The organism is Micromonospora sp. WMMD1102 (genome assembly GCF_029626265.1).
In the GTDB taxonomy this organism is placed as follows: Bacteria; Actinomycetota; Actinomycetes; order Mycobacteriales; family Micromonosporaceae; genus Plantactinospora.
Map to the genome: position 1 here is coordinate 1,412,994 of NZ_JARUBN010000001.1, position 25,504 is coordinate 1,438,497.

Here is a 25,504-nt window from a genome sequence, read left to right on the forward strand (position 1 = left end):
ATGCGATAAGAGGGGGCCCTTCCTTACATGCGCGTCGACGTGGTGTCGATCTTTCCCGACTATCTCGCCCCGCTGGGGCTGTCGCTGATCGGGCGGGCCCGGTCGGCCGGCGTACTCGACGTCGCCGTGCACGACCTGCGGACCTGGACCCACGACGTGCACCGTACGGTCGACGACAGCCCGTACGGCGGCGGGCCGGGCATGGTGATGCGGCCCGAGCCGTGGGGGGAGGCGCTGGACGCCCTGGTGCCGCCCGGCCGGGAGCCCGGGACCCGGCTGGTGGTGCCCACCCCGGCCGGAGTTCCGTTCGACCAGCCGATGGCGCACGAGTTGGCCGCCGAGTCGCACCTCGTCTTCGCCTGCGGCCGGTACGAGGGGATCGACCAGCGGGTCCTCGACCACGCCGCCACCCGGATGCCGGTGACCGAGGTCTCGCTCGGCGACTACGTGCTCTTCGGTGGCGAGGTCGCGGTACTGGTGATCATGGAGGCGGTGACCCGCCTGCTGCCGGGAGTGCTCGGCAACGCCGACTCGCTGGTCGAGGAGTCGCACGCGCACGGGCTGCTGGAGGCACCGGTCTACACCAAGCCGCCGAGCTGGCGCGGTCAGGACGTACCCGAGATCCTGCGCTCGGGCGACCACGGCCGGATCGCCCGGTGGCGGCGCGACCAGGCGCTGGTCCGGACGGCCCGGCGCCGGCCCGACATGCTGGCCGCGCTGCCCGCCGAGCGGCTGGACAACCGGGACGTCAGCGCGCTGGCCGGGGCCGGATTTCAGCCTCCGGCCGGTGATATGGCAAAGTAGGGGGGTTGCCGCAGTCGCCCGTGCCACGGACGGCTGCGAGGATCTCCGCCGGGGTCGCCGTTCCGGACCCCGCCGTGGAGATCAGAATCACCCATCCGCGCGCCGACGCCCGGTGCGCCGTGAGCCTTCAAGGATGCAGCGATGAACACCCTGGACGCCCTCGACGCCCAGTCGCAGCGGACCGACATTCCGGAGTTCCGGGCCGGTGACACCGTCAAGGTGCACGCCCGAGTCGTCGAGGGCAGCCGGTCCCGGGTGCAGGTCTTCGAGGGCGTCGTCATCCGGCGGCACGGCGCGGGCCTGCGGGAGACCTTCACCGTCCGCAAGATCAGCTTCGGTGTCGGCGTGGAGCGGACGTACCCGGTCAACAGTCCGGCGATCGACCGCATCGAGGTGACCGTCCGTGGTGACGTCCGCCGGGCCAAGCTCTACTACCTCCGTGAGCTGCGCGGCAAGAAGGCCAAGATCAAGGAGCGTCGCGAGAAGCGGGTCGGCTGACCTTCCCGTCGGGCACGCCGACACCGATCGCGGGGTGCCGTCCCGGCCAACGCCGACTACGCTGGCCGGACGGGCAGACGCGAGACGACGCGACCCCGGCAACCGCCGGGGTCGCCTGTCACCCCCGCGCTTCCGCTCGCGGTGCCCGTCGCCCGGCCAGCGGGTGACGGCGCGATATCTCGGGACCGGGGAGTTGCGTGGTGCGTAGGGTGGACGACGAGGACGATGTCGAACCGTGGCGTCGTCGGCGACGATCCCGACGCACCCGTAAGCAGATGCCACTGTGGCAGGAGCTGCCACTACTGCTGATCGTGGCGTTCTGCCTCGCGGTGCTGATCCGGACCTTCCTGCTCCAGGCGTTCTACATCCCCTCGGGATCCATGGAGGACACCCTGCTGATCGGCGACCGGGTCCTGGTCAACAAGATCGTGTACGACGTGCGCGACCCGGTGCGCGGCGAGATCGTGGTCTTCCGTGGCACGGCCGCCTGGGCGCCCGAGGTCCGCGAGGAGGCCGATCCGGGGTTCGTGGCCAAGCTGGGCCGCACCGTCGGCGACCTGGTCGGGGTGAGCCGGCCGGGCGAGAAGGACTTCATCAAGCGGGTGGTCGGACTCCCCGGCGACCGGGTGCTCTGCTGTGACGACCAGGGGCGGGTCACCGTCAACGGCACCCCGATCGACGAGCCGTACGTGCTGGAGAACTCCCCACTGGACGTACCGCCGAACCGCCAGGAGTGCCGGTCGCGCCGGTTCGACGAGGTGGTGGTCCCGCCGGACCAGATCTTCGTGATGGGCGATCACCGGCTGGTGTCGCAGGACGCCCGCTGCCAGGGACCGGTACCGATCGAGAACGTCATCGGCCGGGCCTTCGTGGTCGTCTGGCCATTCGCCAACTGGAGTTCGCTGCCGGTGCCGGACACCTTCGACGAACTGCCCAGACCGGCGGCGGCGCCCGCGCCCGGAGGATCGCCTGCCGACACCGGCCGGCCCAGCCCGGCCGACGACCCGCAGCACAGCCCGGCCGACAACCCGCAGCACAGCCCGGCCGACAACCCGCAGAACGGCCCAGACACGGGAGAAACAGCAATTGCAATGCCAATCTTGGGCTCGCTACTCGTCACCGCGCGTTCCCGGCGCTTCCGTCGGACCCGGCATCGTAGGCTCCACCCGTGATTGACGAGCAGACCGACAAGTCCAAGCCCCGCAGCTCCTTCTGGCGGGAGCTGCCCATCCTGGTGGGCGTGGCCGTCCTGGTCGCTGTCCTGGTCCGGGCGTTCGTGTTGCAGACCTTCTACATCCCGTCGCCGTCGATGGAGCACACCCTCGACATCTACGACCGGGTGCTCGTCAACAAGCTGGTCTACGACTTCCGGTCGCCACACCGGGGGGAGATCATCGTATTCAAAGCGCCCACCCAGTGGACCGGCAACCCGAAGGGTGAGGACTTCATCAAGCGGGTCATCGGGGTCGGCGGGGACCGGGTGGTCTGCTGCGACGAGCAGGACCGGCTGACGATCAACGGGCAGTCGCTGGACGAGCCGTACATCTTCACCGAGAACGGGGTGCGGGACCCGGCGGCCGACGAGGAGTTCGACATCACCGTGCCGGCCGGCCGGCTCTGGGTGATGGGCGACCACCGCTCCGCCTCCGGCGACTCGCTGGAGCACTGGCAGCAGAGCCGCAAGGACATCCAGCTGGCGACGATTCCGGAGGAGTCGGTGGTGGGGCGGGCCTTCACCGTCTTCTGGCCGGTCGGCCGGGCCACCTGGCTCTCCGTACCCGATTCCTACGGCGCGGTCCCCGACCCGCAGGGATGACGGCGGTCCGTGCGATCGACGGCGGTCCGGGGGCGGCACGCCGCCGCCGTCGGCGGCGGGTCCGGCAACGGCGGGGCTAGGCTGACCGGGTGACCGTGTTCACCCCCCGCCAGGCCGCGCGGGTGCTCCTGGTCGACGCCGGACTCCGGGTGCTGCTGTTCCACGGCTGGGACCCGGCCCGCCCCGAATTCCGCTACTGGTTCACCCCGGGCGGCGGCCTCGATCCGGACGAGACACCGGCAGCCGGTGCTGCCCGCGAGCTGGCCGAGGAGACCGGGCTGCGGCTGCGTCCCGCCGAGTTCGGCGCGCCGATCCGGCAGGAGGTCGCCGAGTTCAGTTTCGGTGGCCTGTGGTACCGGCAGGAACAGCACTTCTTCCTGGTCCGGGTCGCCGCCTGGGCCGTCGACACGGCCGGGTTCGACGCGGTCGAGCAGGAGACGATCGACACCCACCGCTGGTGGTCCGCCGACGAGCTGGACCGGACGACGGAACGGTTCTATCCGACCGACCTGCCCGAGCTGCTGCGCCGGGCGCTGGAGAGCGAGTAGCCCGTGCTGACCCCACCCCGTACGGTGATCCGCCGCGAGGGCGGCATCTACGCCATGGAGCGGGCCCTGCGGCGGCGCGGCTTCCCGCACGTCGCCGGTGCCGACGAGGCCGGCCGGGGAGCCTGCGCCGGGCCGCTGGTGGCCGCCGCCGCGGTGCTGCCGGAGGGCCGGCGCGGCGAGATCGACGGGCTGACCGACTCGAAACTGCTCACCCCGGCCGCCCGGGAGCGGATCTACGCCGAGGTGGTGGCCCGGGCCCTGGCGTACGCCGTGGTGGTCATCCCGGCCGCCGAGGTGGACGCCAGAGGGCTGCACGTGTGCAACCTGGCGGCGATGCGCCGGGCGCTGGCCTCGCTGCCGGTCGTGCCGGACTACGTGCTCACCGACGGCTTCGGGGTGGACGGGCTGGGGGTGCCGGGCCTCGCCGTCTGGAAGGGTGACCAGGTCGCGGCCTGTGTGGCGGCGGCGAGCGTGCTGGCCAAGGTCACCCGGGACCGGATCATGGTGAAGCTGGAGGAACAGCACCCCGGTTACGGTTTCGCCGAGCACAAGGGATACATCACCGCCGAGCACAGCGCCGCCCTGGAACGACACGGTCCGTGCCCGGAGCATCGCTTTTCGTACGTCAACGTCGCCACCGTGTCCGGCCGGGCCGGCCGGCCGCCGCGCTCTCGGCGTCCGGCGCACCTCGGCGGCATCGAGTCGATGGCGCACGGAGGCCGGGCAGGGAGTACCGTCGGCGTGGCGTTGGGCGAGCGGCTTCGGCCGTCGGCGTTGGTGGGGGAAGATGTGGCCATGGAAGGCGGAGTGGGATGAGCGCGGAAGATCTCGAGAAGTACGAGACCGAGATGGAGCTGCAGCTCTATCGGGAGTACCGCGACATCGTGCGCCAGTTCTCCTACGTCGTGGAGACCGAGCGGCGGTTCTACCTGGCGAACCAGGTCGACCTGCACGTCCGCAACTCCGACGGTGAGGTGTATTTCGAGGTGGAGATGCACGACGCCTGGGTCTGGGATATGTACAGGCCGGCGCGCTTCGTGAAAAATGTCCGAGTAATGACCTTCAAGGATGTCAACGTCGAAGAACTCGAAAAGCCGGACATCTCCCTTCCCGCTGACTCTGGATTCGGTGGTTGATCAAGGGGACAGCCGGCGCGGCTCGCTGACCTGGCGCTCCCCGGTGACCACGACCTCCACCCGCTGCACCAGGTTGTTCGCGAACCCGCCCCGGTTCCACGGCTGCTCGACCGGCTGGGTACGCCCGGACGCGTCGCTGGCCCGCGCACCGAGCGTGTACCGCCCCGGGGTCGCCGGCCACTCGTACCGCCAGCTGCGCCACGCCCAGCGCCCGTCGTCGTCCGGCCTCTTCTGCCCGTCCCGCCCGTCCTGCTCGTTCTGCCCGCCCGGCCCGTGCCGCCCCTCCGGGGTGGCCGGGGCGAGGGTGGCGGCGGCCCAGGTCAGACCTCCGTCCGTCGTCACCTCGACCGAGGTGACCGGCGCGTGGCCGGACCAGGCCCGGCCCCGCACGGTGCACGGTCCGGGACGTACCACCCGGGTCCGGGACATGAAGTCCGGGAAGCCGGGCGGCTGGACCAGGGCACGGGGCTCGATCCGGGTGACCGGAACACCGGGGTCGTCAACGGAGGTGCGCAGCCGGTAGGCGACCGCGTTCTGATATCCGTCGAACTCCCGGTCCAGTACCGTGATCCGGGTCAGCCACTTGACGTGCGCCATGCCGTACCAGCCCGGCACCACCAGGCGCAGCGGCGCGCCGTGCTGGGGGAGCAGCGGGGCACCGTTCATCTCGTACGCCAGCAGCACCTCCTCGCGCAGCGCCTCCGCGACCGGCAGGCCACGCTGGTAGTCCTGCTCGACGCCGCGCTCCACCCCGTGGTCGGCGCCGGAGAAGACCACATCGACGGCGTCGGTCGACAGCCCCGCCTCGCGCAGCAGCGGAGCGAGTGGCGTGCCGGTCCACTCGGCGGTGCCGACCGCCTCGGAGAGCCACGGCTGGCTGACCGGCCGGGGGGTCAACAGGGCACGGCCGTTGCCGGCGCACTCCAGGGTGACCCGCCGGGTGACCCGGGGCCGGGCACGCAGAGCCGCGAGATCGACGGTCAGCGGGCGGTCGACCCGGCCGTCGACGGTCAGCAGGTGCCGCTCCGCGTCCAGCTCCGGGATGTCGTAGTGGATCAGCAGGTAGTGCAGGCCCACCGGGGTGACGTCGTAGCGCAGCGCCTCCAGCGGCAGGGCGTGGTTGCGCGCGGCGAGCCCCAACTCCTCGATGCTGATGCCCTCGTCGGGATCGGCCAGCCGGGAAGGCCGGCTGACGTCGTCCACTGTGCTCATAGCCGCTCCTCGGTCGGTCCGGCGGCGAGCGGGTTCCCGCCTCCCGGCCGTCCAGCCTAGGCGAGCCTGGTGGGCGGAGCCGGAGCGGTGTGAACAGGGCCGGGGCGGACCGCCCGGGTCGGGTAGCCGGTTGCTCGGCAGGCCGGTTGCCCGGCAGCCTGGTGCGTCGGCGTCGGCCTCGGGTAGGCCGGTTGCCCCGCAGGCTGGTGCGTCGGGTAGGCCGGTTGTCCGGCAAGCTGGTGCGATCGGTAGGCCGGTCGCTCGGTAGGCACCCGGAGGCCGGTCGGCGCATAGCAGATCATCGGGAAGTGCGGACGTTTTCCACAGCGGTGCTGGTTGTGCACAGGGAGTGGGTCGGGGCGTTGCGCGGAGCGCCTGCCGCCGTGACGCTGCATGACCATGACGAGGAGATGGCACAGGCCGGGGCCGGTGATCCTGCTCGCGGTGTCGCTGCTGGTGGTGGGTCCACCACCGGTCCGGGCCGGCGCCGCCCCGCCCGGCAGGTCGGTCGGGGCAACTGCGGTTTTGCCCGCGACTTCGGTTCGGGCGGTCACGGACTCGGCCGGCAGCTCGGCTGGCAGCTCGATCAGTAGCTCGGCTGGCAGCTCGATCGGTAGCCCGGTCGGTAGCCCGGCGAGCAGCCCGGTCGGCAGCTCGGCCGCCCAGGTCGTGGTCATGGCTCCGATCGCGGCCGCGAGCCTGGCGAGGGCGGGATCGACACCCGAGCTGTCGCGCCGGTCGATGCCGGTGCTCCAGCCGGCTGCGCGACGATTTCGCTGGCCGCTCGACGGGACGCCTCCGGTCGTCCGCCGGTTCGATCCGCCCCCGCAGCCGTGGGCGGCCGGACATCGGGGCGTCGATCTGGCTGCCCCACCCGGCGCCGCGGTCCGGGCGGCAGGCCCGGGAGTGGTGTTCTTCGCCGGTACGGTGGCTGGCCGCCCGTTGGTCAGCGTCGCCCATGCCGGTGGGCTGCGCACCACCTACGAGCCGGTCCGGCCAGGGCTGGCTGCCGGACAGCCGGTTCGGGCCGGTGACCCACTCGGCGTGCTCCTGAGCGGTCATCCGGGTTGCCCAGGGGCCGGATCGGCCTGCCTGCACTGGGGCCTGCGGCGCGGTGACGAGTATCTCGATCCTCTGCTCCTGCTGGGCCTCGGCCGAGTCCGCCTGCTTCCGCTGGCGGGCAGCCTGCCGGTCCCCTGGTCCGGCCGGACCTCAGCCGCCCCGGGACACGCGGCCGAGTCGATCAGGAAAGCGAGGTGAGCAGGGCCGGTAGGCGCTCGGCGAGACGGTCGTACTCCTCCGCCCGGTTGTAGACCTGGCCGGACAGTCGCAGCCAACCCCGGCCGCGCCAGGGATTGACGTTCACCTCCGTGTTGAGTTTGTCTGCGATCCGCTGCCGCAGCGCCACCGCGTCCGGATAGCTGGTCGCGACACCGGGCGGCAGGGGAAGGATCCGCATCGACACCGTCGGCCCGCCGGGGTCGACCAAATCGGCCGGCGCGATCCCGAGTGCCCGGCCGACCACCCCCTGCCCGTACGCGGCCAGCTCGGCGTTGTGCGCCCGGACCCGGTCCAACCCGAGCGTACGCAGCGTGAACACGCCCACCGGTGCGGCGAGCCAGGCGGTGTAGTCGAGCGTCGCCTGCCATTCGACCCGGCTGGGAAAGCCGGCCTCCTCCTGCCAGGAGACCGCCAACGGCTCGATCCGTCGGCGCCAGTGCGGCGCCACCACCAGTGCGGCGCTGCCCCGCGGGGCGTACCCCCACTTGTGCAGGTTGCCGACCCAGAAGTCGGCGCCGATGCTCTGCACCGGAGTCGGCAGCATTCCGGGCGCGTGCGCACCGTCGACGAGTACCGGCACATCTCGCTCCCGGGCCACCGCCGCGATCGCCGCTGCCGGGAGGAGCCGGGCGGTGGCGGAGGTGAGCTGGTCGACGACGAGCAGTTTGGTCCGTCCTGGGCGGATCCCGGCCCGGACGATCTCGACGATCTCCTCGTCGGAGGCGGTCAGCGGCACGCTCAGGGTGCGCCGGACGGCCCCGGTCCGGCGGGCCTCCCGCTCGACGGCGAGGGCGAACGAGCCGTAACCGTGGTCGGTGTCGACCAGCTCGTCGCCGGCCTCCAGCCGTAACGACTGGAGTACGGTGGCGGCTCCGATGCTCACGTTGCCGACCAGCGCCGTCCCGTCCGGATCGGCGCCGAGGAAACTGGCCAGGTGCCGACGGGCGTGTGTGATCCGGTCGACCAGGCCCCGGTTGAAGAACCGCATCGGGTTGGCCTCGGTCTCGTCCCGCAGCCGCTGCTGGGCGCGCTGCACACCGATCGGCACCGCGCCGTACGAGCCGTGGTTCAGATGGGCGACGCCGGGATCCAGCGAGAACAGCAGACGGGCGCCCGGGATCGGCACGGGCGGCAACGGCCCGGCGATGCTCATTCGGTGATCGTAGCCGGGTACCGGTCGGCTACCGAGCGGAAACGTGCCCGCCGGCAGCTGCCGGCCACCGCATGCGCGGAAAGGTCTACCAGGTGGGCAAACGGCCACCTGGGCGAGCGGCCACGTGGGAAGTGGCCACGTGGGAGAGCGGCCGGGCGAGCGCCGGCACCGTCCGATCCCGATGACCGGCGCCGTCCAACCCGACGACCGGCATCGGTTGCGCTAGTCCACACTCTTGCCGAGGGACAGGCCGGCCTCGGTGTAGCCGTGCCGACTGTAGAAGCGCACTGCTTCGAGGTTGCGGTGGTAGATGCCGGCCGACAGGTACCGAATTCCCCGCTCGGTCGCCCACCGTTCGGCCGCGTGCAGCAGGGTGGATCCCACCCCGAGGCGCCTGGCATCGGGTAGCACCACCGTGTGCACCTGAGCCGAAGGCACAGGCCGCAGGATCTGATGCTCCGGCGGAGCGGACTGCGGCAATACCTCGATCATGCCGACCACTCGGCCCTCGCGATCCTCGGCGAGGAGAACGCCGTCCCGCCCCACCTCGTCGGCGAGGGTGCCCGCGAAGTGGCGAACCACCGCCGCGCGCTGTGGAACCCGGTAGGTGTCGGCGTCAAGCGCGAGGTGTGCCTCGGCGTTGGCCAGGCGCAACTCCACCAGTGCGGGAACATCCGCCAAGGTCGCCCGCCGAACTGTCAGCTGCGTCTCGTGCATGACCTCTGATCCTATGGTCGACGCAGCCACCACGGGGTGCCGGCATGATCGCCAGGACAGCCCGACGCGAGCCGGGCCGCCGCTGTGTCGAACCGGGCCGCCGCTGTGTCGAGCCGGGTTGCCAGGAGGCACCCGGAGGTCGCCGCCGCACGACTGAATGGCGTTCTCGTAGCGTCGGCTCCCGAACTGCGCAGAATCCGGTGGCCCGGCTGCCGAGGTCGGATGTGGTCGGGCCCCTGCCTGCGAGGAGTCCGGCGGCCGGGTGGCGAGGTCGGAGGTGGTCAGGCCCGTGGGTGTGCCTGGCGGTACGCCGCCCGCAGTCGCTCCGTCGAGACGTGGGTGTAGATCTGTGTGCTCGACAGCGCGGCGTGTCCGAGCAGTTCCTGCACGGTGCGCAGGTCGGCGCCACCCTCCAGCAGGTGCGTGGCGGCCGAGTGGCGCAGCCCGTGCGGGCTGATCCGGGGCAGCCCGGCCGCGCGGGCGTAGTCGGCGACGATCCGGCGTACCACGGTGGGTTGAAGCCGCCCACCGCGTACCCCCAGCAGCAGCGATTCGCCGCTGTCCCGCCCGGCCAGGCGTGGCCGGCCGATTCGCAGCCAGTCGTCGAGTGCCCGCTGTGCCGGCAGCCCGTAGGGGACCGTTCGTTCCTTCGCGCCCTTACCCAGCACCCGGATCACCCGCCGAGCCGGGTCGACGTCGCCGAGATCCAGGCCGCACAGTTCGCTGACCCGGATGCCGGTGGCATAGAGGAGTTCGAGCACCACCCGGTCCCGGTGCGACACGGCGGTTCCGCCCTCGCCGGTCGAGCCCATCAGCTCGCCCGCCTGGTCGGCCCGGAGCACCGCCGGCAGTTCCCGATGCGCCCGGGGACTCGCCAGCTGCGCTCCCACGTCGGTGTCCAGTAGCCCGGCCCGGTGCGCCCAGCCGGTGAAGGTACGGGCGGACGCGGCCCGGCGGGCCAGTGATGCGCGGGCGGCGCCGAGGGTACGCAGCTTCGCCAGCCAGCTCCGCAGCACCGTGATGTCCAGGTCGCGGGGGCTGGAACAACCCATCCGGGCGGCATGGTCGAGCAGCGAGACCAGGTCCGCGACGTACGCCCGGACGGTGTGCGTCGACCGGTTCTCGACCGAGGCGAGATGCTGGGCGAAGTCGTCGACGCTCTCCCGCAGGGCCGGTGTCAGGGCCTCGTGCCGGGCACGGGTACTGCGACGGGGCTGACTCATCACCCGCGACGGTGGACCCTGGCCGTCGGTCAGGTCAAGCCGGCCCGCCGGGACCGCCGACGCACGTCGTCTCGTCGGGACGGCTGGCTCACGTCGTCTCGTCGGGACGGCTGGCTCACGTCGTCTCGTCGGGACGGCTGGCTCACGTCGTCTCGTCGGGACGGCTGGCTTACGCCGGCTGGTCGGGATCGTCGACCCGGTATGGGTCAGCGGTTTCCGTTCGTGCCGCTCGGCCGGTAATGGCACGGGCTACCGGGCGGCGGCACTCAGCGGACCGACTGCCTCGACCGGACCCGGGCTGTCCGGGTCGCCGCCGGTGCGAGCGCGTACCCCTCGTCGCGGCGTACCACCAGACCCAACTGTTCCAGCAGGGAGAGCTTGCGCAGGGTGGTACGCAGATCGAGGCCGGCCCGTGCGGCGAGTACGTCCGGACCGAGCGGGCCGCGTCGGGGCACCGCCTCCAGGATCAGCGCGGATTCGTCGTCGAGCGAGTCCTGAGGGCGCTCCGGTCCACGAACCGGCGGAGCGAGATCGGCGCCGATCCGGCCCACCTCCTCCAGGACGTGCGGCACGCCGGTGACCAACCGTGTCTCGGGATACTCGCGGAGCAGCTCGTGCGCGCCGACCGACATGGCGGAGGTGACCGGCCCGGGCACCACCATCGCCGGCCGCTTCATCGCGATCGCCCGGCGGATCGTCTGGGTGGCGCCGCTGCGGGCCGCCGCCTCGACCACCAGGGTCCCGGCGGTCGCCGCGGCGATCACCCGGTTGCGGATCAGGAACCGGGGGCGCAGCGGCTCCGCCCCGGGAGGCCATTCGCTGACCAGCACGCCCACGTCGGCGATCCGGTCGAACAGCGCGGTGTTGCCGACCGGATAGGGCCGGTCGACACCGCAGGCGAGTACGGCCACGGTCAGGCCGCCCGCGTTCAGGGCGCCCCGGTGCGCCGCCGCGTCGATGCCGAACGCGCCACCGGAGACGACACTCCAGTCCCGCTCGGCCAGCCCGAAGGCGATCTCGGTGGCGACGTGCAGTCCGTACGGGGTGGCGGCCCGGGACCCGACCACCGCCACCGATCGTTGGAACGCCTCCCCGAGCGCCCAGGCACCGCGTACCCAGAAGCAGAGCGGCGGCGCCGTCTCCTGGTCGACCCTGCGATCGGCGCTGGGCAGACTCAACTGGCCGAGGCTGTCCAGCCGAGCCGGCCATTCCGGATCGGCGGGGGTCACCAGGCGGGCACCGAGCCGCTCGGTCTGCTCGGCAGCGGTGAGGGCGACCTGCCACGGGTCCCCGGCCGCCAGCCGGGACTCGACCGTCGAGCGGAGGCGATGGTCCGGCACCTTCCCGGCGAGCAGCCGACGCAGTGCCCCGGCCGCTCCGAACTGGCCCACGAGCCGGAACACCGCCCGGGTACCGGGCTCGAAGAGCCAGTTCAGGGCGATCCGCGCCAGCCTGTCCTCCTCCATCGCCGCCGGCTCGTCAATCGCCGACGCCGCGTCCCTGCTCGAGGCGTCCCTGCTCCGGTTGGATCCGCTCGGGGCGTCCCTGCTCGGGTCGGATCCGCTCGGTTGCGGTTGCGGTTGCGGTTGCGGTTGCCGTTGCCGTTGCCGTTGCCGTTGCGGTTGCGGTGCGGGATGTGTGGGCTTGGTCATCAGATGCTCCCGGTACGAAGTTGGATCGCCTCGTTGACGTCATCGGCGTCCGGACGTTGCCGACCGTCGAGATCGGCGATGCTCCAGGCGACCCGGATCACGCGGTCGAAGCCACGGGCGGAAAGCACTCCGCTGTCCAGCAGCCGGCGAAGCGCACAGGTGTCCTCCGCCGGCAACCGCCACCGTGGATGACGCAGTTGCGGTCCCGGCACCTCGGCGTTGACCCGCCAACCGCCGGCCGCCCAACGGGCAGCCGCGGCGGCCCGGGCCTTGCCGACCCGTTCGGCGACCACGGCCGAGGACTCGACGGTCTGCTCGGCGGCCATCAGCTCCGCCGCCCGCAGCGGGCTCACCGTCACCTGTACGTCCAGCCGGTCCAGCAGCGGCCCGGAAAGCCGGCCGAGGTAGCGGCGCCGGGCAAGTGGCGTGCACTCGCAGGAGATGTCGCCGGACGGTTTCGCACAGGGGCAGGGATTCGCCGCCACCACCAGTTGCACCCTGGCGGGATATTCGGTGCCGCCCCGGGCCCGGGTCAGGACGATCCGGCCGCTTTCCAACGGTTGGCGCAGCGCCTCCAGCGCGCCTCGGGCGTACTCGGGAGCCTCGTCCAGGAACAGGACCCCCCGGTGGGCCAGCGACACCGCGCCGGGCCGGGCCAGCCCGGATCCTCCGCCGACCAGCGAGGCGATGGTGGCCGTGTGGTGCGGGGCCTGGAACGGCGGCCGGCGCAGCAGTTGCCCGCCCGGCGGCAGCAGACCGGCGATCGAGTGTAGTGCGGTCACCTCCAGGGCGGCCTCGTCGTCGAGTTCGGGCAGGATCGAGGGCAGCCGTTCGGCCAACATGGTCTTGCCAGCCCCGGGCGGGCCGAGCAGGGCCAGGTGGTGCCCGCCGGCCGCGGCCACCTCCACGGCACGCCGCCCGAGCCCCTGCCCGGCCACGTCGGCGAGATCGGGCCCGAGCAGGGGTGGCACCGGGGGTGACGACGGCGGATCGAGCAGCGGTGTGCCGTCCCGGATGAAGGTCACCAGCCGGTGCAGGGTGTCGACGGCCCGGACCCGTACTCCTGGTACGACCGAGGCCTCGGCGGCGTTGCCGAGCGGTACGAGCACCCGGGTGATGCCGGCCCGGACCGCCGCCGCGACCATCGGCAGTACGCCCCGGACCGGTCGGACCGTCCCGTCGAGCCCCAACTCGCCGAGCACGGCCACCCCGTCCAGCGGGGCGAGCGGCATCTCGCCCGAGCCACCGAGCAGCGCCGCCGCGATCGCGAGGTCAAAAGCCGAGCCATGTTTCGGCAGCGTCGCCGGCAGCAGGTTGACGGTGATCCTGCGGTTGGGCCAGCGCTGGCCGGAGTTGACGATCGCTGCGCGTACCCGGTCGCGGGCCTCGTTGAGCGCGGTGTCGGGCAGGCCGGACAGCACGACGGTGGGCAGACCTGTGGCCAGGTCGGCCTCGACCTCGACGACATGCCCGGCCACTCCGACCAGCCCCACGCAGAGCACCTTGGCGTAGCTCATCGGCACTGCCCGGGATAGCTGTCTCGCGGTATCGGCATGGTGTCGACCGTGCCCCGAACGGCGCCGTCCGGCGGGCCCGACACGGTCGCCTGTGGATAACCAGGGCCTCTGTGGACGAACGGACGATCAAGCTGGGGCTGTGCTATGGGGCCGTCGTGTCGGTACGGGGACAAACCTGAGCGAGCCCGGCTTGCGCAACCTCGCCTACTGGCCGGATCCGGCCCGGTCGAGGAGTTCGTGCAGCAGCGTGACCACCTCCTCCGGGGAGAAGGCCATCGCCTGTTCGCCCACCGTGACCTCGAAGCTGCACCTCCTCGGGTCCGCAGTGGTGAGCAGCCGGGGGAAGAGTTGCACTCCGTGTGCGGCGAGCAGGTCCGCGCCGGCCCGTTCGACGTTCTCCTTCGACGCGGGGAGGTGGACGTGGAAGATCGGCGTCTGCGGCGGATCGGGCCAGGCCAGGGCCACACCGTCAGTGTTGATCGCGGTGGCGATCGCGATCGCGTGCTCCCGGAACCGCGGCATCCGGGGCAGCAGGTCGTCCAGGCCGGCGAGGCCGGCCAGCGCCAGCGGCCAGGCGTCGTGGATCGCCCCACCCAGCCGCGCCCGCCACACCGCCGCCTCGGCGACGGTCGCGGCGTCGGCGGCGAGGACGGCACCCCGGACACCGAGCAGAGCTTTGTAGAGCGAGTGTAGACGGTGTCGAACAGTCCGGCGATCTCGGCGAATGGCCGCCGGTAGTAGGTCTGCGCCTCCCAGATCCGCGCACCGTCCAGATGCGCCGCCGCACCCCGGGCCCGGACGGCCGCGACCTGGTCGCGCAGGTCGTCCCACTCGGGAAGCTGCCCGCCGATGTCCCGCTGCGGCAACTCCCAGACCACCGCGGCCAGTGGTTCGCTGACCGACGCCAGCGCGGCCCCGGTCATCAGCCGGTGGCGGTCGCCGACCGGATGGAACCGCAGTCCGTGTACGACCTGGTAGCCCCGCTGTTCCCACACGTCCAGGTGGGTCTGCGGGTGCGCGGCGAACGCGTGCCGGCCGCGACGTTCGGCATCGCCTTGTTGCCAATCTTATGCAACAAGACGACGCCCCTACTCAGAACGCCGCGCGCAGGTGCTCGACGCGGGCCGGGCCGCTGCGGGCCGGGTACACCTCGACGACGTCGAACCGGACCTGCTCCGGATGTACGCCACTGCTCCGCAGCCACTCGACGGCCAACCGCCGCAACCGTTGTGCCTTGCTACCCAGCACCGCCTCGGCCGGAGTGCCGAACGCGTCGCCCCGCCGCGTCTTGACCTCGCAGAAGGCGAGGACGTCCCCCTCCCAGGCGATGATGTCGATCTCGCCCTGCGCGCACCGCCAGTTGCGGGCCACCACCCGCAGCCCGGCCTCGACCAGATGCCGTACGGCACACCGCTCCCCGTACGCGCCGATCGCCCGTCTCGCCGCTGTCATGGCTGGGACCCTGGCCCTGGCCGGTACTCGGAGACAACCGCGAAGTGCCCGGCTGTGGATATCGGAGGGTGCTGTGGACGTGCGGACGATCAAGCCCGACGTCTGCTATACGAGGCGTTCCGGTACACGAGGCGTTCCGGTCACCCAGCGCTCCGGCTGCGCGAGAACTCCGGCACCGGTCCGACAGGGTCAACTGGCGGGTACCGGGGCAGGTCACATACGGTGCGTGACCGTGGAGCAGCAACGCAACTTCCCGGACGAGCCGGCCCCCCGCTGGCGGGCCGACGACCGCGGCTACGCCGACCAGCGCTGGACCGGCGTCGGCGGAGACCGTCACCCGGGTACCGAACAGCCGGCGGCCCCGACACAGCCCGGTACGCCCGTGCCCGCACCGACACCCGTGCCCACACCGGCACCGGACGGTGGGTACGGGCAGCCGTTCGGCACCGACCGGTACGCCGACCCGCCCCGGTTCGGCGTACCGGAGTCCGGCCCGGACCGGTATGCGGCGCCGGAACCGCGCGGCGGGGCCCCGCTCGACGGTGGCAGTTATCCCGGCTTCGTCCCGGCGGACACCTCCGAGCAGCCCCGGCACTCCCTGGAGGTGCCGTTGCCGAGCTTCGGCGCCGCACCGCCCGCGACCCAGCCCTACCCGCCCGCCGCCTGGGCCGCGGATCCGGCCGGAGCGGATCCGACCGGACCGATCCCGGGCACCGTCCCCGGTGCGACCGCCGTCACCGGCCGGCTCGACTCCACGCCGTTGGCCACGGGCGGCACCCCGGCCGGACGGGGACCCGACACGGTGGCCCTCGCGACGGACGCGGCTCGCGGGGGCGGCCGACACGGCGTCCCAGCCGCCGAACCGGGCCAGCCGTTCGCCACGTCGGCCGATCCGGCGCGTTCGTCCCCGATCGTGGACCCGGCGCGTTCGTCCGCGGCAGCGGACCCGGCGCACTCGTCCGCGACCATGGACCCGGCAAGGTCACCGCTGGCCGGATACCCGTTGGTGCAGCCGCAACGGGCAGCCAGCGTCGGGCAGCCGGATCGCGGATCGGCCGGCGCGCTCGATCAGCCGACCAACCTGGTACCGCAGGTCGATCCGCGAGCCGGTGCGGGCGGCGTGCCGCTGGGTGTCGACCCGCTGGGCGGGCGCACCGATCACGTCGCCCCGGCGGCTCCGCACCAGCCCAGCGCCTCCAGCGCCTCCAGCGCATCCGGAGCCTCGCCCGGCTCGGTGGCCCCCGGGGTGCCCGGCGGGCTCGGGGTGCCGCCCGGCGACGGCGTGTACCGGACTCGCCGGCCCGCCCTGGCCGTGGTCCTCGCGGTGCTCGCGGTGGTCTTCGAGCTGCCGGCGGTACGGCTGCTCCTCGACGGTGCCCTCGGCGATCCGCTCCGGCCGACGGCGGTCCTCTCCGGGACCTTCCTGGTGCTGGGTCTACCGGCCTTCGCCGCCGGTCTGTACGGCCTGGCTACCAGCACCGCCGCCCTGGCCGATCCGCTCCGGGCCTGGCTCCGTCCGCCGACCGGCTATCTTCCCATCGGCCTCGTGCTCTTCGTCGCGGCCGCCCTTGCCACCGGCTGACCGCGTGCTCGCCACCGGCTGACCGAGTTCACCACGACCAGCCCTGACGGCTGACCGGCCGGGCCGACAGAACACTCGATCCGGACATCCGGCCAGAAGGAGGACAACCCGCCCGGCGGGCGCCCGGCAGGCGCCCGGGAGCGCTGGAAACCGGACAACCGGGCCTCGCAGTCGACCCGGGTTTCGGCCGGATCCGCCGGTGGGCGGTGCCGGGTGGGGGTTGTGTGCTGGTGGGTACGACGGGGCGTACACTTGGCCATTGGCGACCGCCTCGCGCGGTCGACCTCGCGTGCCCTCTCCACGGTCCGTCCGCGGAGCGACGGCCCCCTGGTCCCGATTCCGATCGGGTCCGTCATGGCCGGCGATCAGGCGCCAGGACGCCAGGCCGCCGGCCCGGCGTGACAACCAGGGACAACAAGGGAGCACCCCACCATGGCCGTAGTGACCATGCGTCAGCTGCTGGAGAGCGGCGTCCACTTCGGGCACCAGACCCGGCGCTGGAACCCGAAGATGAAGCGCTTCATCTTCACCGAGCGCAACGGTATCTACATCATCGACCTGCGGCAGACCCTCGACTACATCGAGAAGGCGTACGAGTTCGTGCGTGGGACCGTCGCCGAGGGCGGCAGCATCCTCTTCGTGGGTACCAAGAAGCAGGCCCAGGAGGCGATCGCCGAGCAGGCGACCCGGGTCGGCCAGCCGTTCGTGAACCACCGTTGGCTGGGCGGCATGCTGACCAACTTCCAGACGGTCTACAAGCGGCTGCAGCGGATGAAGGAGCTGGAGGCCCTCGGCGACCTGTCGGGCACCGCGCAGGGCTACACCAAGAAGGAGACCCTGCAGCTCTCCCGCGAGAAGGACAAGCTGACCCGCACCCTCGGTGGCCTGCGGGACATGCAGAAGGTCCCGGCCGCGATCTGGGTGGTCGACACCAAGAAGGAGCACATCGCCGTCGACGAGGCCCGCAAGCTGGGCATCCCGGTGATCGCCGTGCTCGACACCAACTGCGACCCGGACGAGGTCGACTTCCCGATCCCGGGTAACGACGACGCGATCCGCTCCGCCGAGCTGCTGACCAAGGTCATCGCGGCGGCCGTCGGTGACGGTCTGATCGCCCGTTCCGGCAAGCGCCGGGGTGCCGACGAGAAGCCCGAGCCGGGTGTGGTCGGCGCCGACGAGCCGCTCGCCGAGTGGGAGCGCGAGCTGATCGAGGACAACGAGAAGAAGGCGGCCGGCGACGCGGAGCAGAAGCCTGCCGGCGACGCGGAGCAGAAGGCCGGCGAGCCGGCGGGCGTCGCCGCCGAGTGAGCGCTGGCGTCGGGATCCGCCGGCTGATCGTTCCGGCCGGCGGTCCCCGACCCGGTACGAGGCACGGCGGATCCCGATCCGGGTAATCCAGCAGAAGACCACGAATCAGCCGCGTTACACACCGAAGAGAGAGTCATGTCCAACTTCACCGCCGCGGACGTCAAGAAGCTCCGGGACCTCACCGGCGCCGGCATGATGGACTGCAAGAAGGCCCTCACCGAGTCCGAGGGCGACTTCGACAAGGCTGTCGAGGTCCTGCGCGTCAAGGGCGTCAAGGACGTCGGCAAGCGGGCCGGTCGGACGGCCGCCAACGGTCTGGTGGCGCACTCCGGCAAGGCGCTGCTCGAACTCAACTGCGAGACGGACTTCGTCGCCAAGAACAACGACTTCGTCGCGTTCGCGCAGCTCCTGGTGGAGCACGGCGCGCAGGCCGGGGTCGCCGACGCCGAGGCGCTGCTCGGCAGCACCCTGCCGGACGGCCGAACCGTCGCCGACGCCGTACAGGAGCAGTCGGCCAAGATCGGCGAGAAGCTGGTGCTCAACCGCTTCGCCGCGGTGCAGGGCACCGTCGCGGTCTACCTGCACCGCAAGGCGCAGGACCTGCCGCCGCAGGTCGGCGTGCTGGTGGAGTACGCCGGCAAGACCGACGAGGCGGGTGACGCCGACGCGCGCGGTGTTGCCATGCAGATCGCCGCGATGCGTCCGAAGTACCTGACCCGGGACGAGGTGCCGGCCGAGACCGTCGCCTCCGAGCGGCGCATCGCGGAGCAGACCGCCCGCGAGGAGGGCAAGCCGGAGGCCGCCCTGCCGAAGATCATCGAGGGTCGGGTCAACGCGTTCTTCAAGGACTACGTCCTGATCGAGCAGGCCTCGGTCGCCGACAACAAGAAGTCGGTCAAGCAGGTGCTGGCCGAGGCCGGCATCGAGGTGACCCGGTTCGTCCGGTTCGAGGTCGGCCAGGCCTGAGCGCGACCGTGGGCCCGGATCGCCGCGACCCGGGCCCGCGACGAGTCGACACGGACGGGAGGCCGCAGGTGTACGTGACGGACACCGCGGCCTCCTCGTCACGTAGGGTCAGCAGCGGCAGGTTGGCTGAACTGGGCGCCGGCGTACCGGCGTGGGAAAGGCGGGTCGGATGACGCAGGTTGTGAGTGACCGGACCCTGGCGGCGGACGACCCGACGGCACCGCCGCCCGGGCGGGCCCGCCGGGTGGTGCTCAAGCTCTCCGGTGAGGTCTTCGGCGGTGGGGCGATCGGCGTCGACCCGGACGTGGTGCAGGCCATCGCGCGGCAGATCGCCACCGTGGTTCGCCGGGGTGTGCAGGTCTCGGTGGTGGTCGGCGGCGGGAACTTCTTCCGGGGCGCGGAGTTGCAGAAGCGCGGCATGGACCGGGCCCGGGCCGACTACATGGGCATGCTCGGCACGGTGATGAACTGCCTGGCGTTGCAGGACTTCCTGGAGAAGGAAGGCATCGAGACCCGGGTGCAGAGCGCGATCACGATGGCCCAGGTGGCCGAGCCGTACATCCCGCTGCGGGCGATCCGGCACCTGGAGAAGGGCCGCGTGGTCATCTTCGGCGCGGGCGCCGGCATGCCGTACTTCTCCACCGACACCGTGGCCGCCCAGCGCGCCCTGGAGATCCGTGCCGACGTGGTGCTGATGAGCAAGAACGGGGTGGACGGCGTCTACACCGCCGACCCGCGCACCGACCCCGACGCCAGCAAGCTCGACAAGATCACCTTCTCCGAGGTGCTGCGTCGTGGCCTCCGGGTCGCCGACGCCGCCGCGTTCAGCCTCTGCGAGGAGAACGGCCTGCCGATGCTGGTCTTCGGCGCCGAGGGCGACGACACCATCATCCGGGCGGTCGCGGGCGAGCCGATCGGCACGTTGATCACGACGTGAGTGGGGCAGGGAGCCGGGCCGGCGGGCGGGGCCCGGATGGAGTATTCCGCAGAGCACCAGCCAGCAGAGGGAGGCGAAGGAGCAGGTGATCGACGACACCCTCCTCGAGGCCGAGGAGAAGATGGAGCGCGCGGTCGAGCACGCCAAGGAGGAGTTCGGCGCGATCCGTACCGGGCGGGCCACTCCGGCGATGTTCTCCAAGATCATTATCGACTACTACGGCAGTCCCACCCCGCTGACCCAGATGGCCTCCGTCGGGGTGCCCGAGCCGCGGATGGCGATCATCAAGCCGTACGACGCGTCGCAGTTGCAGGCCATGGAAAAGGCGATCCGTGACTCCGACCTCGGCGTGAACCCCAACAACGAGGGCACCCAGCTGCGCATCCTGCTGCCGCAGATGACCGAGGAGCGGCGGCGGGACATGATCAAGGTCGCCCGGCACAAGGGCGAGGAAGCCAAGGTGGCGATCCGGAACGTCCGCCGGCGCGCCAAGGAGGAACTCGACCGTATCGTCAAGGACGGCGAGGCGGGTGAGGACGACGGCCGGCGGGCCGAGAAGGAACTGGACGACCTCACCCACAGGTACGTCTCCCACGTCGACGAGCTGGTGAAACACAAGGAAACCGAGTTGCTCGAGGTCTGATGTCCCACGTCGACCCCTACGGCGGTACCTCGGAGCCGCGTGGCTGGCGGCGGCCGGAGCAGACGCGCGGCCCGGAGTGGTCTCCCGAACCCGGACACCAGAACGGGCCGTCGGGCCGTCGGTGGCCGGCCGGTGACGACGACGCCTGGGCACGGGCGCGGCACGGTGGTGCCGCGCCCGACGCCTACTCGACCCCGACGGACGCCTACCCGGTGACCCCGGAGACCTATCCCGGCGGCCCCGGGGCGTACTCGCAGCCGGCGGAGGAGTACCCGGCCAGGCCCGATGGCCGTCCGGCCGTGCCCGAGGGCCGTTCCGGAGCGGCCGGGGCGGCCGGGACGTACCGGAACCAGGCGGACGGCTACCCGGGAGCGGCGCCCACCTACCCGTCCGCGTCCGAGGGCTACCCGCCGGGGCCCGCCGGCCACCCGATCCCGACCGAGGACTATCCGCCCGCGTCCGAGGGCTACCCGCCCGCCTTCCCGGGCTATCCGGCCGCGTCCGAGGGTTACCCGGCCGCCGTCCAGGGCTACCCGGGGGTGGTCGACGAGCACTCCGGCGCGGGGCCACGGCTGGGCCGCTCGGCCGCGTACCGCAACGGTTCGCCGCCGGAGGACGTGGCGGACCCGGCGGCGCGGTGGGGCAGCCCCGAACCGTCCGGTCGGCCGGGCCGTTCCGACGGCGACGCGGCGGCGTACCGGAGCGGAGTTGACCGCCCCGCCGGGGGCGTCCCCGCCGACGCCCGGCCGGGCGAGGTCCCGGTCGGCGCGGATGCTCCGACAAATCCGGTCGGCTGGCCGCTCGTCGGCGATCCGACCCCGCATCCGGAACTGAACCCCGAGCCCGACGAGGCGGCGACCGGCCGGGGACGCCGCCGGGCGACCCGGTCCGGCAAACCCGCCGGACAGTCCCGGGCCGGCCGGAACCTGCCGGCCGCGATCGGTGTCGGGCTCGGGCTCGGCGCGGCGATCGTCGTTCCGCTCTTCCTCTTCCGCCCGGCCTTCCTGGTCGTGGTGGCGCTGGCGGTGACCATCGGCATCTGGGAGATGACCCGGGCGGTACGCCCCGGCGGGATGCACCCGCCGCTGGTGCCGCTGGTCGCCGGCGGCCTGCTGATGGTCGGACTCGCCTGGTGGGCCGGCCCGGACGCGCTCAGCCTGGGGCTGCTGGTGACGGTGCTGGCCACCATGGTCTGGCGGCTCGGCGACGGACCGGCCGGATACCAGCGGGACATGACCGCGGCCACCCTCATCGCGGTCTACGTGCCCTTCCTGGGCGGGTTCGCGGCGCTGCTCGCCGCCGAGCCGGCCGACGGTGACCTGCGGGTACTCATCACCCTGGCCGCGGTGGTCCTCTCCGACACCGGCGGGTACGCCGCCGGGGTGGCCTTCGGCAGGCATCCGATGGCCCCGTCGGTCAGCCCGAAGAAGTCCTGGGAGGGCTTCGCCGGCTCGGTGGCGGCGGCTGCGGTGGGCAGTTCGGTGCTGCTGGCCGTCCTCCTCGACGTCGCGTTCTGGTGGGGCGCGCTCTTCGGGATCGCGGTCTCGGTCGCGGCCGTCCTCGGCGACCTCGCCGAATCCATGATCAAGAGGGATCTCAAGGTCAAGGACATGAGCAACCTGCTGCCGGGGCACGGTGGGCTGATGGACCGGCTGGACTCGATCCTCTTCGCGGTGCCCACCGCCTATCTCCTGCTGGCGATCTTCGCCCCGGTCGGGTGAGCGAGGTGACGAGCCGACATCCCGGTGACCCGAGCCCGTCCGTCGGCGCGGCGAGCCGGCGCGTCTGTCGGTCACGTGCCTGGTCACGGGTTCGGCACCTCCGGCCAGGTGCGTTGTCGCGCCGACGTGGGAGACTGGACGGGCCATGACGAGCCTGCCCTTGATCCCGATCGCACCGGTCGACCCCACCGGGTCTCCGGCCCGCCGCGCGGCGATGCCGCCCCGCCACCTCGCCGACCTCGACCTGCCCGGGCGGCAGGCGGTGGTCACCGGGCTGGGGGAGTCGGCGTTCCGGGCCCGGCAGGTCTCCACCCACTACTTCGGCCGACTGGTCCGGGATCCGGCCCGGATGACCGACCTGCCCGCCGGGGCACGGGACCGGATCGCGGGCGAGCTGCTGCCCAATCTGCTCACCCCGGTACGCGAGGTCGCCACCGACGACGGCGCGACCCGCAAGGCGCTCTGGCGACTGCACGACGGATCGCTGGTGGAGAGCGTGCTGATGGGATACCCGGACCGGGTCACCGTCTGCATCTCCAGCCAGGCCGGCTGCGGCATGGCCTGCCCGTTCTGCGCCACCGGACAGGCCGGACTGACCCGGAACCTCTCCACCGCCGAGATCGTGGACCAGGCCGTGTACCTGGCCGGGGTGGCCGCGTCCGGCGCGATCGCCGGATCACCGTCCCGGCTGTCCCACGTGGTCTTCATGGGCATGGGCGAGCCGCTGGCCAACTACTCCCGGGTGGTGGCCGCGGTCCGGCGGCTGACAGCTCCCGCCCCGGAGGGGCTCGGCCTCTCTCAGCGGCACGTCACGGTCTCCACCGTCGGTCTGGTCCCGGCGATGCGCCGGCTGGCCGACGAGGGACTCTCGGTGACTCTTGCGTTGTCGCTGCATGCGCCCGATGATGAGCTGCGCGACGAACTGGTTCCGGTCAACCAGCGGTGGAAGGTTGCCGAGGTGCTGGACGCCGCATGGCACTACGCGGAACGGACGGGGCGTCGCGTGTCCATTGAATACGCGATGATCAGGGATGTGAACGACCAGCCGTGGCGGGCCGATCTCCTCGGTCGACTGCTGGCCGGTCGACTGACCCACGTGAACCTCATCCCGCTCAACCCGACTCCGGGGAGCCGTTGGGACGCGAGCCCCAAGCCGGTGGAGCGGGAGTTCGTCCGGCGGCTACGCGCGGCCGGTGTCTCGACGACCGTCAGGGACACTCGGGGGCGCGAGATCGACGGGGCGTGCGGCCAGCTGGCCGCCGCGACGGTGACGCGGTGAGCGACCGGGTCGACAGGCTTAGTAGTGCCGCTTGCGGCGCCGACGCGCGTGGCGGGGCGGCGGCGTGAGCGAGCGAAGCGAGCGAGCGAACCAGGAGACATAGTGGCGAGTCAGGGTCAGCGTTTCCGACGCAAGGCGCTCCGGCGGGGCTACAAGGTCGATGAGGTGGACACGTTCCTGGACCGTGTCGAGGCCACGCTCGCCGGTGAGTCGCTGGGCGAGCCCGTCGCCTCCCAGGAGGTGCACGACGTCGTCTTCCGGGTGCGCTTCGGCGGCTACGACGAGTGGCAGGTGGACCTGCACCTCGACCGGGTGGAGCGGCAGATCGCCGAGCTGGAGGAGCGCGGCGGCGGTCGGGGCGGGGATCCGCGGCTGTCCGACCGGGGTGGGCCCGACCGGCTCGGCCCGCCGGACCGGATGGGACCGCCCGACCGGATGCGCCCGCCGGACCGGATGGGGCCGCCGGGGCCGCCGGGGCCGCCGGAGCGGATGGGGCCGCCGGGGCCGCCGGACCGGATGGGGCCGCCGACGCGTGACGACCGGGCCCTTCCGCCCGGCCAGCTTCCGCCGCGACCGATGCCGGCCCAGGTCGGTCCGCCCAACGACCCCTACGGCCAGTACGACGAGCCGACCGGAACCTTCGGAGGCGGTTTCGGCGGCCAGCGGGGCGGGTTCGATCCGCAGCGCGGTGGGATGGAGCCGCCGCAACGGGGTGGTTTCGATCCGCAGCGCGGTGGTCCGCCGGACCGGGGTGGTTTCGAGCCTCAGCGGGGTGGCCCGCCCGAGCGGGGTGGTTTCGATCCGCAGCGCGGTGGTCCGCCGGACCGGGGTGGCTTCGATCCCCAGCGGGGGGGCTTCGATCCGCAGCGCGGTGGTTTCGATCCGCAGCGCGGTGGTCCGCCCGAGCGGGGTGGCTTCGATCCGCAGCGTGGTGCGATGGAACCGCCGCAGCGGGGCGCGTTCGAGCCGCAGCGCGGGCAGGGCGGCCCACCGCTTCCGCCGCGTACGCCCAGCGTTCCGGCCGGTCCGGGTGGTCCGCCCGGTGGGGGGTTCGGGCCGAACGAGCGGTTCGACGGGTTCGACGCGGGGCGGCCGACCCGGGCGGACATGACGGCCGAGATCCGGATGCCGGACCGCGACCCCCGGGGCGGCCCGGGGCGGGGGCTGGGCGATGCCCTGCCGCCGATGCCCGCACCGGCCGGCGGCCCGCCCATGGGCGGCCCACCGGCGGGCGGTCCGGGGCTCGGCGGGCCGCCGCTGATGGGGCCGCCCGGCAGTGAAATGGCCCGGATCGACCACATCCGGCGCTCCTTCCAGGTACGCCGGTTCGGCAGCGGCTACGACCCGGACCAGGTCGACCGGTTGTTCGAGGGCATCCTCGGCAGCATGGCGGGTCGGGGGCCGATGCCGGTCAACCCGGCCGACCTCGACACCACCCGGTTCGGGCTGGTTCCCGGCGGATACTTCGAGGCCGAGGTCGACGCCGCACTCAAGGAGGTCAAGGACCTGCTACTCGGTCACTGAGCGACCTGGCTTTACCGGCGACGCCGCGTGCCCTGCCGCGCGCGCGGCAGGGCGTGGGCCGGCCGCGAGCGGCAGGGTGTGCGCCGGCCGAGGGCTCCGGCGACGGCCGGAAGGATTCCGGTTCCGACGGCTGCGGCCGGTGCCGCCCGGCACCGGCCGCCAGCGCGTCCGAACTAGTTCGACGTCGCTGCCAGGGGTCAGGAACGCAGGCCGTTGCGGCGCAGGACCGTGTCGCCGATGACGGCGAGCACCAGGGCGGCGGCGATCGCACCGAGCCAGATCCGTGCGGTGCCGCTGACCTCGTTGTTGTTGAACATCATCAGCACCAGCGCCGCCGCGGAGAGGATCGCGCCGATCCGACCCGCCCTGCGGTGCCCCGGCTTGCGTTGGTCGGGTGACGTCACCGGCTCGCTTCCAGCCACTTTCCGGTCCTTCCTCACGATCGGATGCTGGTAAGTCTGGCATGCGCCTCCCGAGGTACACCGGACGGGCCGGACCCCGACGTCCGGCCGTCCCGCCCGGAACCGGGCTGCCG

At 72.5% G+C, this 25,504-nt stretch carries 25 protein-coding genes; 16 read left to right on the forward strand and 9 right to left on the reverse strand.

Annotation, left to right across the window (positions count from 1 at the left end; translation table 11 throughout):
- The first annotated feature begins 27 nt into the window (after positions 1-27).
- The 7 genes from trmD to O7626_RS06500 all read left to right on the forward strand — a co-directional run bounded on the left by trmD (position 28) and on the right by O7626_RS06500 (position 4,802).
- Positions 28-804: a tRNA (guanosine(37)-N1)-methyltransferase TrmD gene (gene trmD, locus O7626_RS06470; protein WP_278060220.1), complete on the forward strand. Its 777-nt coding sequence runs from the start codon at positions 28-30 to the stop codon at positions 802-804.
- A gap of 141 nt (positions 805-945) precedes the next feature.
- Complete coding sequence (gene rplS / locus O7626_RS06475; protein WP_278060222.1) at positions 946-1,302, forward strand: 50S ribosomal protein L19; 357 nt, start codon at positions 946-948, stop codon at positions 1,300-1,302.
- Positions 1,303-1,577: 275 nt separating this feature from the next.
- Positions 1,578-2,474: a signal peptidase I gene (lepB, locus tag O7626_RS06480; protein WP_278060224.1), complete on the forward strand. Its 897-nt coding sequence runs from the start codon at positions 1,578-1,580 to the stop codon at positions 2,472-2,474.
- Positions 2,471-3,118 (forward strand): signal peptidase I, encoded by a 648-nt coding sequence (gene lepB / locus O7626_RS06485; protein ID WP_278060226.1) that lies wholly within the window; start codon positions 2,471-2,473, stop codon positions 3,116-3,118. The genes lepB (O7626_RS06480) and lepB (O7626_RS06485) overlap by 4 nt, the downstream gene beginning before the upstream one ends.
- Positions 3,119-3,207: 89 nt before the next feature.
- Positions 3,208-3,666, forward strand: coding sequence for an NUDIX domain-containing protein (locus O7626_RS06490; RefSeq protein WP_278060228.1), 459 nt, complete (start codon positions 3,208-3,210; stop codon positions 3,664-3,666).
- A gap of 3 nt (positions 3,667-3,669) precedes the next feature.
- Positions 3,670-4,482 (forward strand): ribonuclease HII, encoded by an 813-nt coding sequence (locus O7626_RS06495; protein WP_278060230.1) that lies wholly within the window; start codon positions 3,670-3,672, stop codon positions 4,480-4,482.
- Entirely contained in the window at positions 4,479-4,802 is a 324-nt protein-coding gene (locus O7626_RS06500; protein WP_007075222.1) for a DUF2469 domain-containing protein, read from the forward strand. The genes O7626_RS06495 and O7626_RS06500 overlap by 4 nt, the downstream gene beginning before the upstream one ends.
- Here the strand turns inward: O7626_RS06500 and O7626_RS06505 are convergent, their stop codons facing one another.
- Positions 4,803-6,014, reverse strand: a complete 1,212-nt coding sequence (locus O7626_RS06505) for a sulfite oxidase (protein WP_278060255.1) — start codon at positions 6,012-6,014, stop codon at positions 4,803-4,805.
- 669 nt (positions 6,015-6,683) lie between these two features.
- Between O7626_RS06505 and O7626_RS06510 the strand changes: the two genes are divergently transcribed.
- Positions 6,684-7,274 carry a M23 family metallopeptidase gene (locus tag O7626_RS06510; protein WP_278066075.1) on the forward strand — a complete coding sequence of 197 codons (591 nt, stop codon included), beginning with the start codon at positions 6,684-6,686 and terminating at the stop codon, positions 7,272-7,274.
- Here O7626_RS06510 and O7626_RS06515 read toward each other — a convergent pair.
- The 7 genes from O7626_RS06515 to O7626_RS06545 form a co-directional block, all read right to left on the reverse strand.
- The gene (locus O7626_RS06515; protein WP_278066076.1) at positions 7,258-8,442 is read right to left on the reverse strand and encodes an aminotransferase class V-fold PLP-dependent enzyme; all 1,185 of its coding nucleotides are present in this window, start codon (positions 8,440-8,442) and stop codon (positions 7,258-7,260) included. The two genes, O7626_RS06510 and O7626_RS06515, sit on opposite strands and share 17 nt — an antisense overlap.
- Positions 8,443-8,670: 228 nt before the next feature.
- A complete protein-coding gene (locus O7626_RS06520) occupies positions 8,671-9,165 on the reverse strand; it encodes a GNAT family N-acetyltransferase (protein ID WP_278060256.1) in 495 nt (164 codons plus the stop codon).
- A gap of 281 nt (positions 9,166-9,446) precedes the next feature.
- The gene (locus tag O7626_RS06525; protein WP_278060257.1) at positions 9,447-10,388 is read right to left on the reverse strand and encodes a tyrosine recombinase XerC; all 942 of its coding nucleotides are present in this window, start codon (positions 10,386-10,388) and stop codon (positions 9,447-9,449) included.
- Positions 10,389-10,654: 266 nt separating this feature from the next.
- Positions 10,655-11,854: a DNA-processing protein DprA gene (locus O7626_RS06530; protein WP_278060258.1), complete on the reverse strand. Its 1,200-nt coding sequence runs from the start codon at positions 11,852-11,854 to the stop codon at positions 10,655-10,657.
- A 185-nt stretch (positions 11,855-12,039) separates the two neighbouring features.
- A complete protein-coding gene (locus tag O7626_RS06535) occupies positions 12,040-13,557 on the reverse strand; it encodes a YifB family Mg chelatase-like AAA ATPase (protein ID WP_278060259.1) in 1,518 nt (505 codons plus the stop codon).
- 204 nt (positions 13,558-13,761) lie between these two features.
- Positions 13,762-14,169: a hypothetical protein gene (locus tag O7626_RS06540; protein WP_278060260.1), complete on the reverse strand. Its 408-nt coding sequence runs from the start codon at positions 14,167-14,169 to the stop codon at positions 13,762-13,764.
- A 480-nt stretch (positions 14,170-14,649) separates the two neighbouring features.
- Positions 14,650-15,009, reverse strand: a complete 360-nt coding sequence (locus O7626_RS06545) for a YraN family protein (RefSeq protein ID WP_278060261.1) — start codon at positions 15,007-15,009, stop codon at positions 14,650-14,652.
- A gap of 226 nt (positions 15,010-15,235) precedes the next feature.
- Between O7626_RS06545 and O7626_RS06550 the strand changes: the two genes are divergently transcribed.
- The 8 genes from O7626_RS06550 (at position 15,236) to O7626_RS06585 (ending at position 24,969) form a co-directional block, all read left to right on the forward strand.
- The gene (locus O7626_RS06550) at positions 15,236-16,591 is read left to right on the forward strand and encodes a hypothetical protein (protein ID WP_278060262.1); all 1,356 of its coding nucleotides are present in this window, start codon (positions 15,236-15,238) and stop codon (positions 16,589-16,591) included.
- 432 nt (positions 16,592-17,023) lie between these two features.
- Positions 17,024-17,899 (forward strand): 30S ribosomal protein S2, encoded by an 876-nt coding sequence (gene rpsB / locus O7626_RS06555; protein WP_278060263.1) that lies wholly within the window; start codon positions 17,024-17,026, stop codon positions 17,897-17,899.
- 135 nt (positions 17,900-18,034) lie between these two features.
- Positions 18,035-18,865 (forward strand): translation elongation factor Ts, encoded by an 831-nt coding sequence (tsf, locus tag O7626_RS06560; protein ID WP_278060264.1) that lies wholly within the window; start codon positions 18,035-18,037, stop codon positions 18,863-18,865.
- Between the two features lie 169 nt (positions 18,866-19,034).
- Complete coding sequence (pyrH, locus tag O7626_RS06565) at positions 19,035-19,802, forward strand: UMP kinase (protein WP_107258475.1); 768 nt, start codon at positions 19,035-19,037, stop codon at positions 19,800-19,802.
- 85 nt (positions 19,803-19,887) lie between these two features.
- Positions 19,888-20,445, forward strand: a complete 558-nt coding sequence (gene frr, locus O7626_RS06570) for a ribosome recycling factor (RefSeq protein WP_278060265.1) — start codon at positions 19,888-19,890, stop codon at positions 20,443-20,445.
- Entirely contained in the window at positions 20,445-22,166 is a 1,722-nt protein-coding gene (locus O7626_RS41435) for a phosphatidate cytidylyltransferase (protein WP_347404754.1), read from the forward strand. Before frr ends, O7626_RS41435 begins: the two co-directional genes overlap by 1 nt.
- 145 nt (positions 22,167-22,311) lie before the next feature.
- The gene (gene rlmN, locus O7626_RS06580) at positions 22,312-23,445 is read left to right on the forward strand and encodes a 23S rRNA (adenine(2503)-C(2))-methyltransferase RlmN (protein ID WP_278060266.1); all 1,134 of its coding nucleotides are present in this window, start codon (positions 22,312-22,314) and stop codon (positions 23,443-23,445) included.
- Between the two features lie 102 nt (positions 23,446-23,547).
- Entirely contained in the window at positions 23,548-24,969 is a 1,422-nt protein-coding gene (locus O7626_RS06585; protein WP_278060267.1) for a DivIVA domain-containing protein, read from the forward strand.
- 197 nt (positions 24,970-25,166) lie between these two features.
- Here O7626_RS06585 and O7626_RS06590 read toward each other — a convergent pair whose 3' ends face one another.
- Positions 25,167-25,391: a hypothetical protein gene (locus O7626_RS06590; RefSeq protein WP_278060268.1), complete on the reverse strand. Its 225-nt coding sequence runs from the start codon at positions 25,389-25,391 to the stop codon at positions 25,167-25,169.
- Between the last annotated feature and the right edge of the window lie 113 nt (positions 25,392-25,504).

Excerpts from the sequence above, each read along its gene's own strand:
- trmD (WP_278060220.1), top strand. The coding sequence starts at position 28 with ATGCGCGTCGACGTGGTGTCGATCTTTCCCGACTATCTCGCCCCGCTG.
- rplS (WP_278060222.1), top strand. The coding sequence starts at position 946 with ATGAACACCCTGGACGCCCTCGACGCCCAGTCGCAGCGGACCGACATT.
- lepB (WP_278060224.1), top strand. The coding sequence starts at position 1,578 with ATGCCACTGTGGCAGGAGCTGCCACTACTGCTGATCGTGGCGTTCTGC.
- O7626_RS06500 (WP_007075222.1), top strand. The coding sequence starts at position 4,479 with ATGAGCGCGGAAGATCTCGAGAAGTACGAGACCGAGATGGAGCTGCAG.
- O7626_RS06505 (WP_278060255.1), bottom strand. The coding sequence starts at position 6,014 with ATGAGCACAGTGGACGACGTCAGCCGGCCTTCCCGGCTGGCCGATCCC.
- O7626_RS06520 (WP_278060256.1), bottom strand. The coding sequence starts at position 9,165 with ATGCACGAGACGCAGCTGACAGTTCGGCGGGCGACCTTGGCGGATGTT.
- O7626_RS06525 (WP_278060257.1), bottom strand. The coding sequence starts at position 10,388 with ATGAGTCAGCCCCGTCGCAGTACCCGTGCCCGGCACGAGGCCCTGACA.
- O7626_RS06530 (WP_278060258.1), bottom strand. The coding sequence starts at position 11,854 with ATGGAGGAGGACAGGCTGGCGCGGATCGCCCTGAACTGGCTCTTCGAG.
- O7626_RS06535 (WP_278060259.1), bottom strand. The coding sequence starts at position 13,557 with ATGAGCTACGCCAAGGTGCTCTGCGTGGGGCTGGTCGGAGTGGCCGGG.
- O7626_RS06545 (WP_278060261.1), bottom strand. The coding sequence starts at position 15,009 with ATGACAGCGGCGAGACGGGCGATCGGCGCGTACGGGGAGCGGTGTGCC.
- rpsB (WP_278060263.1), top strand. The coding sequence starts at position 17,024 with ATGGCCGTAGTGACCATGCGTCAGCTGCTGGAGAGCGGCGTCCACTTC.
- tsf (WP_278060264.1), top strand. The coding sequence starts at position 18,035 with ATGTCCAACTTCACCGCCGCGGACGTCAAGAAGCTCCGGGACCTCACC.
- pyrH (WP_107258475.1), top strand. The coding sequence starts at position 19,035 with ATGACGCAGGTTGTGAGTGACCGGACCCTGGCGGCGGACGACCCGACG.
- O7626_RS41435 (WP_347404754.1), top strand. The coding sequence starts at position 20,445 with ATGTCCCACGTCGACCCCTACGGCGGTACCTCGGAGCCGCGTGGCTGG.
- rlmN (WP_278060266.1), top strand. The coding sequence starts at position 22,312 with ATGACGAGCCTGCCCTTGATCCCGATCGCACCGGTCGACCCCACCGGG.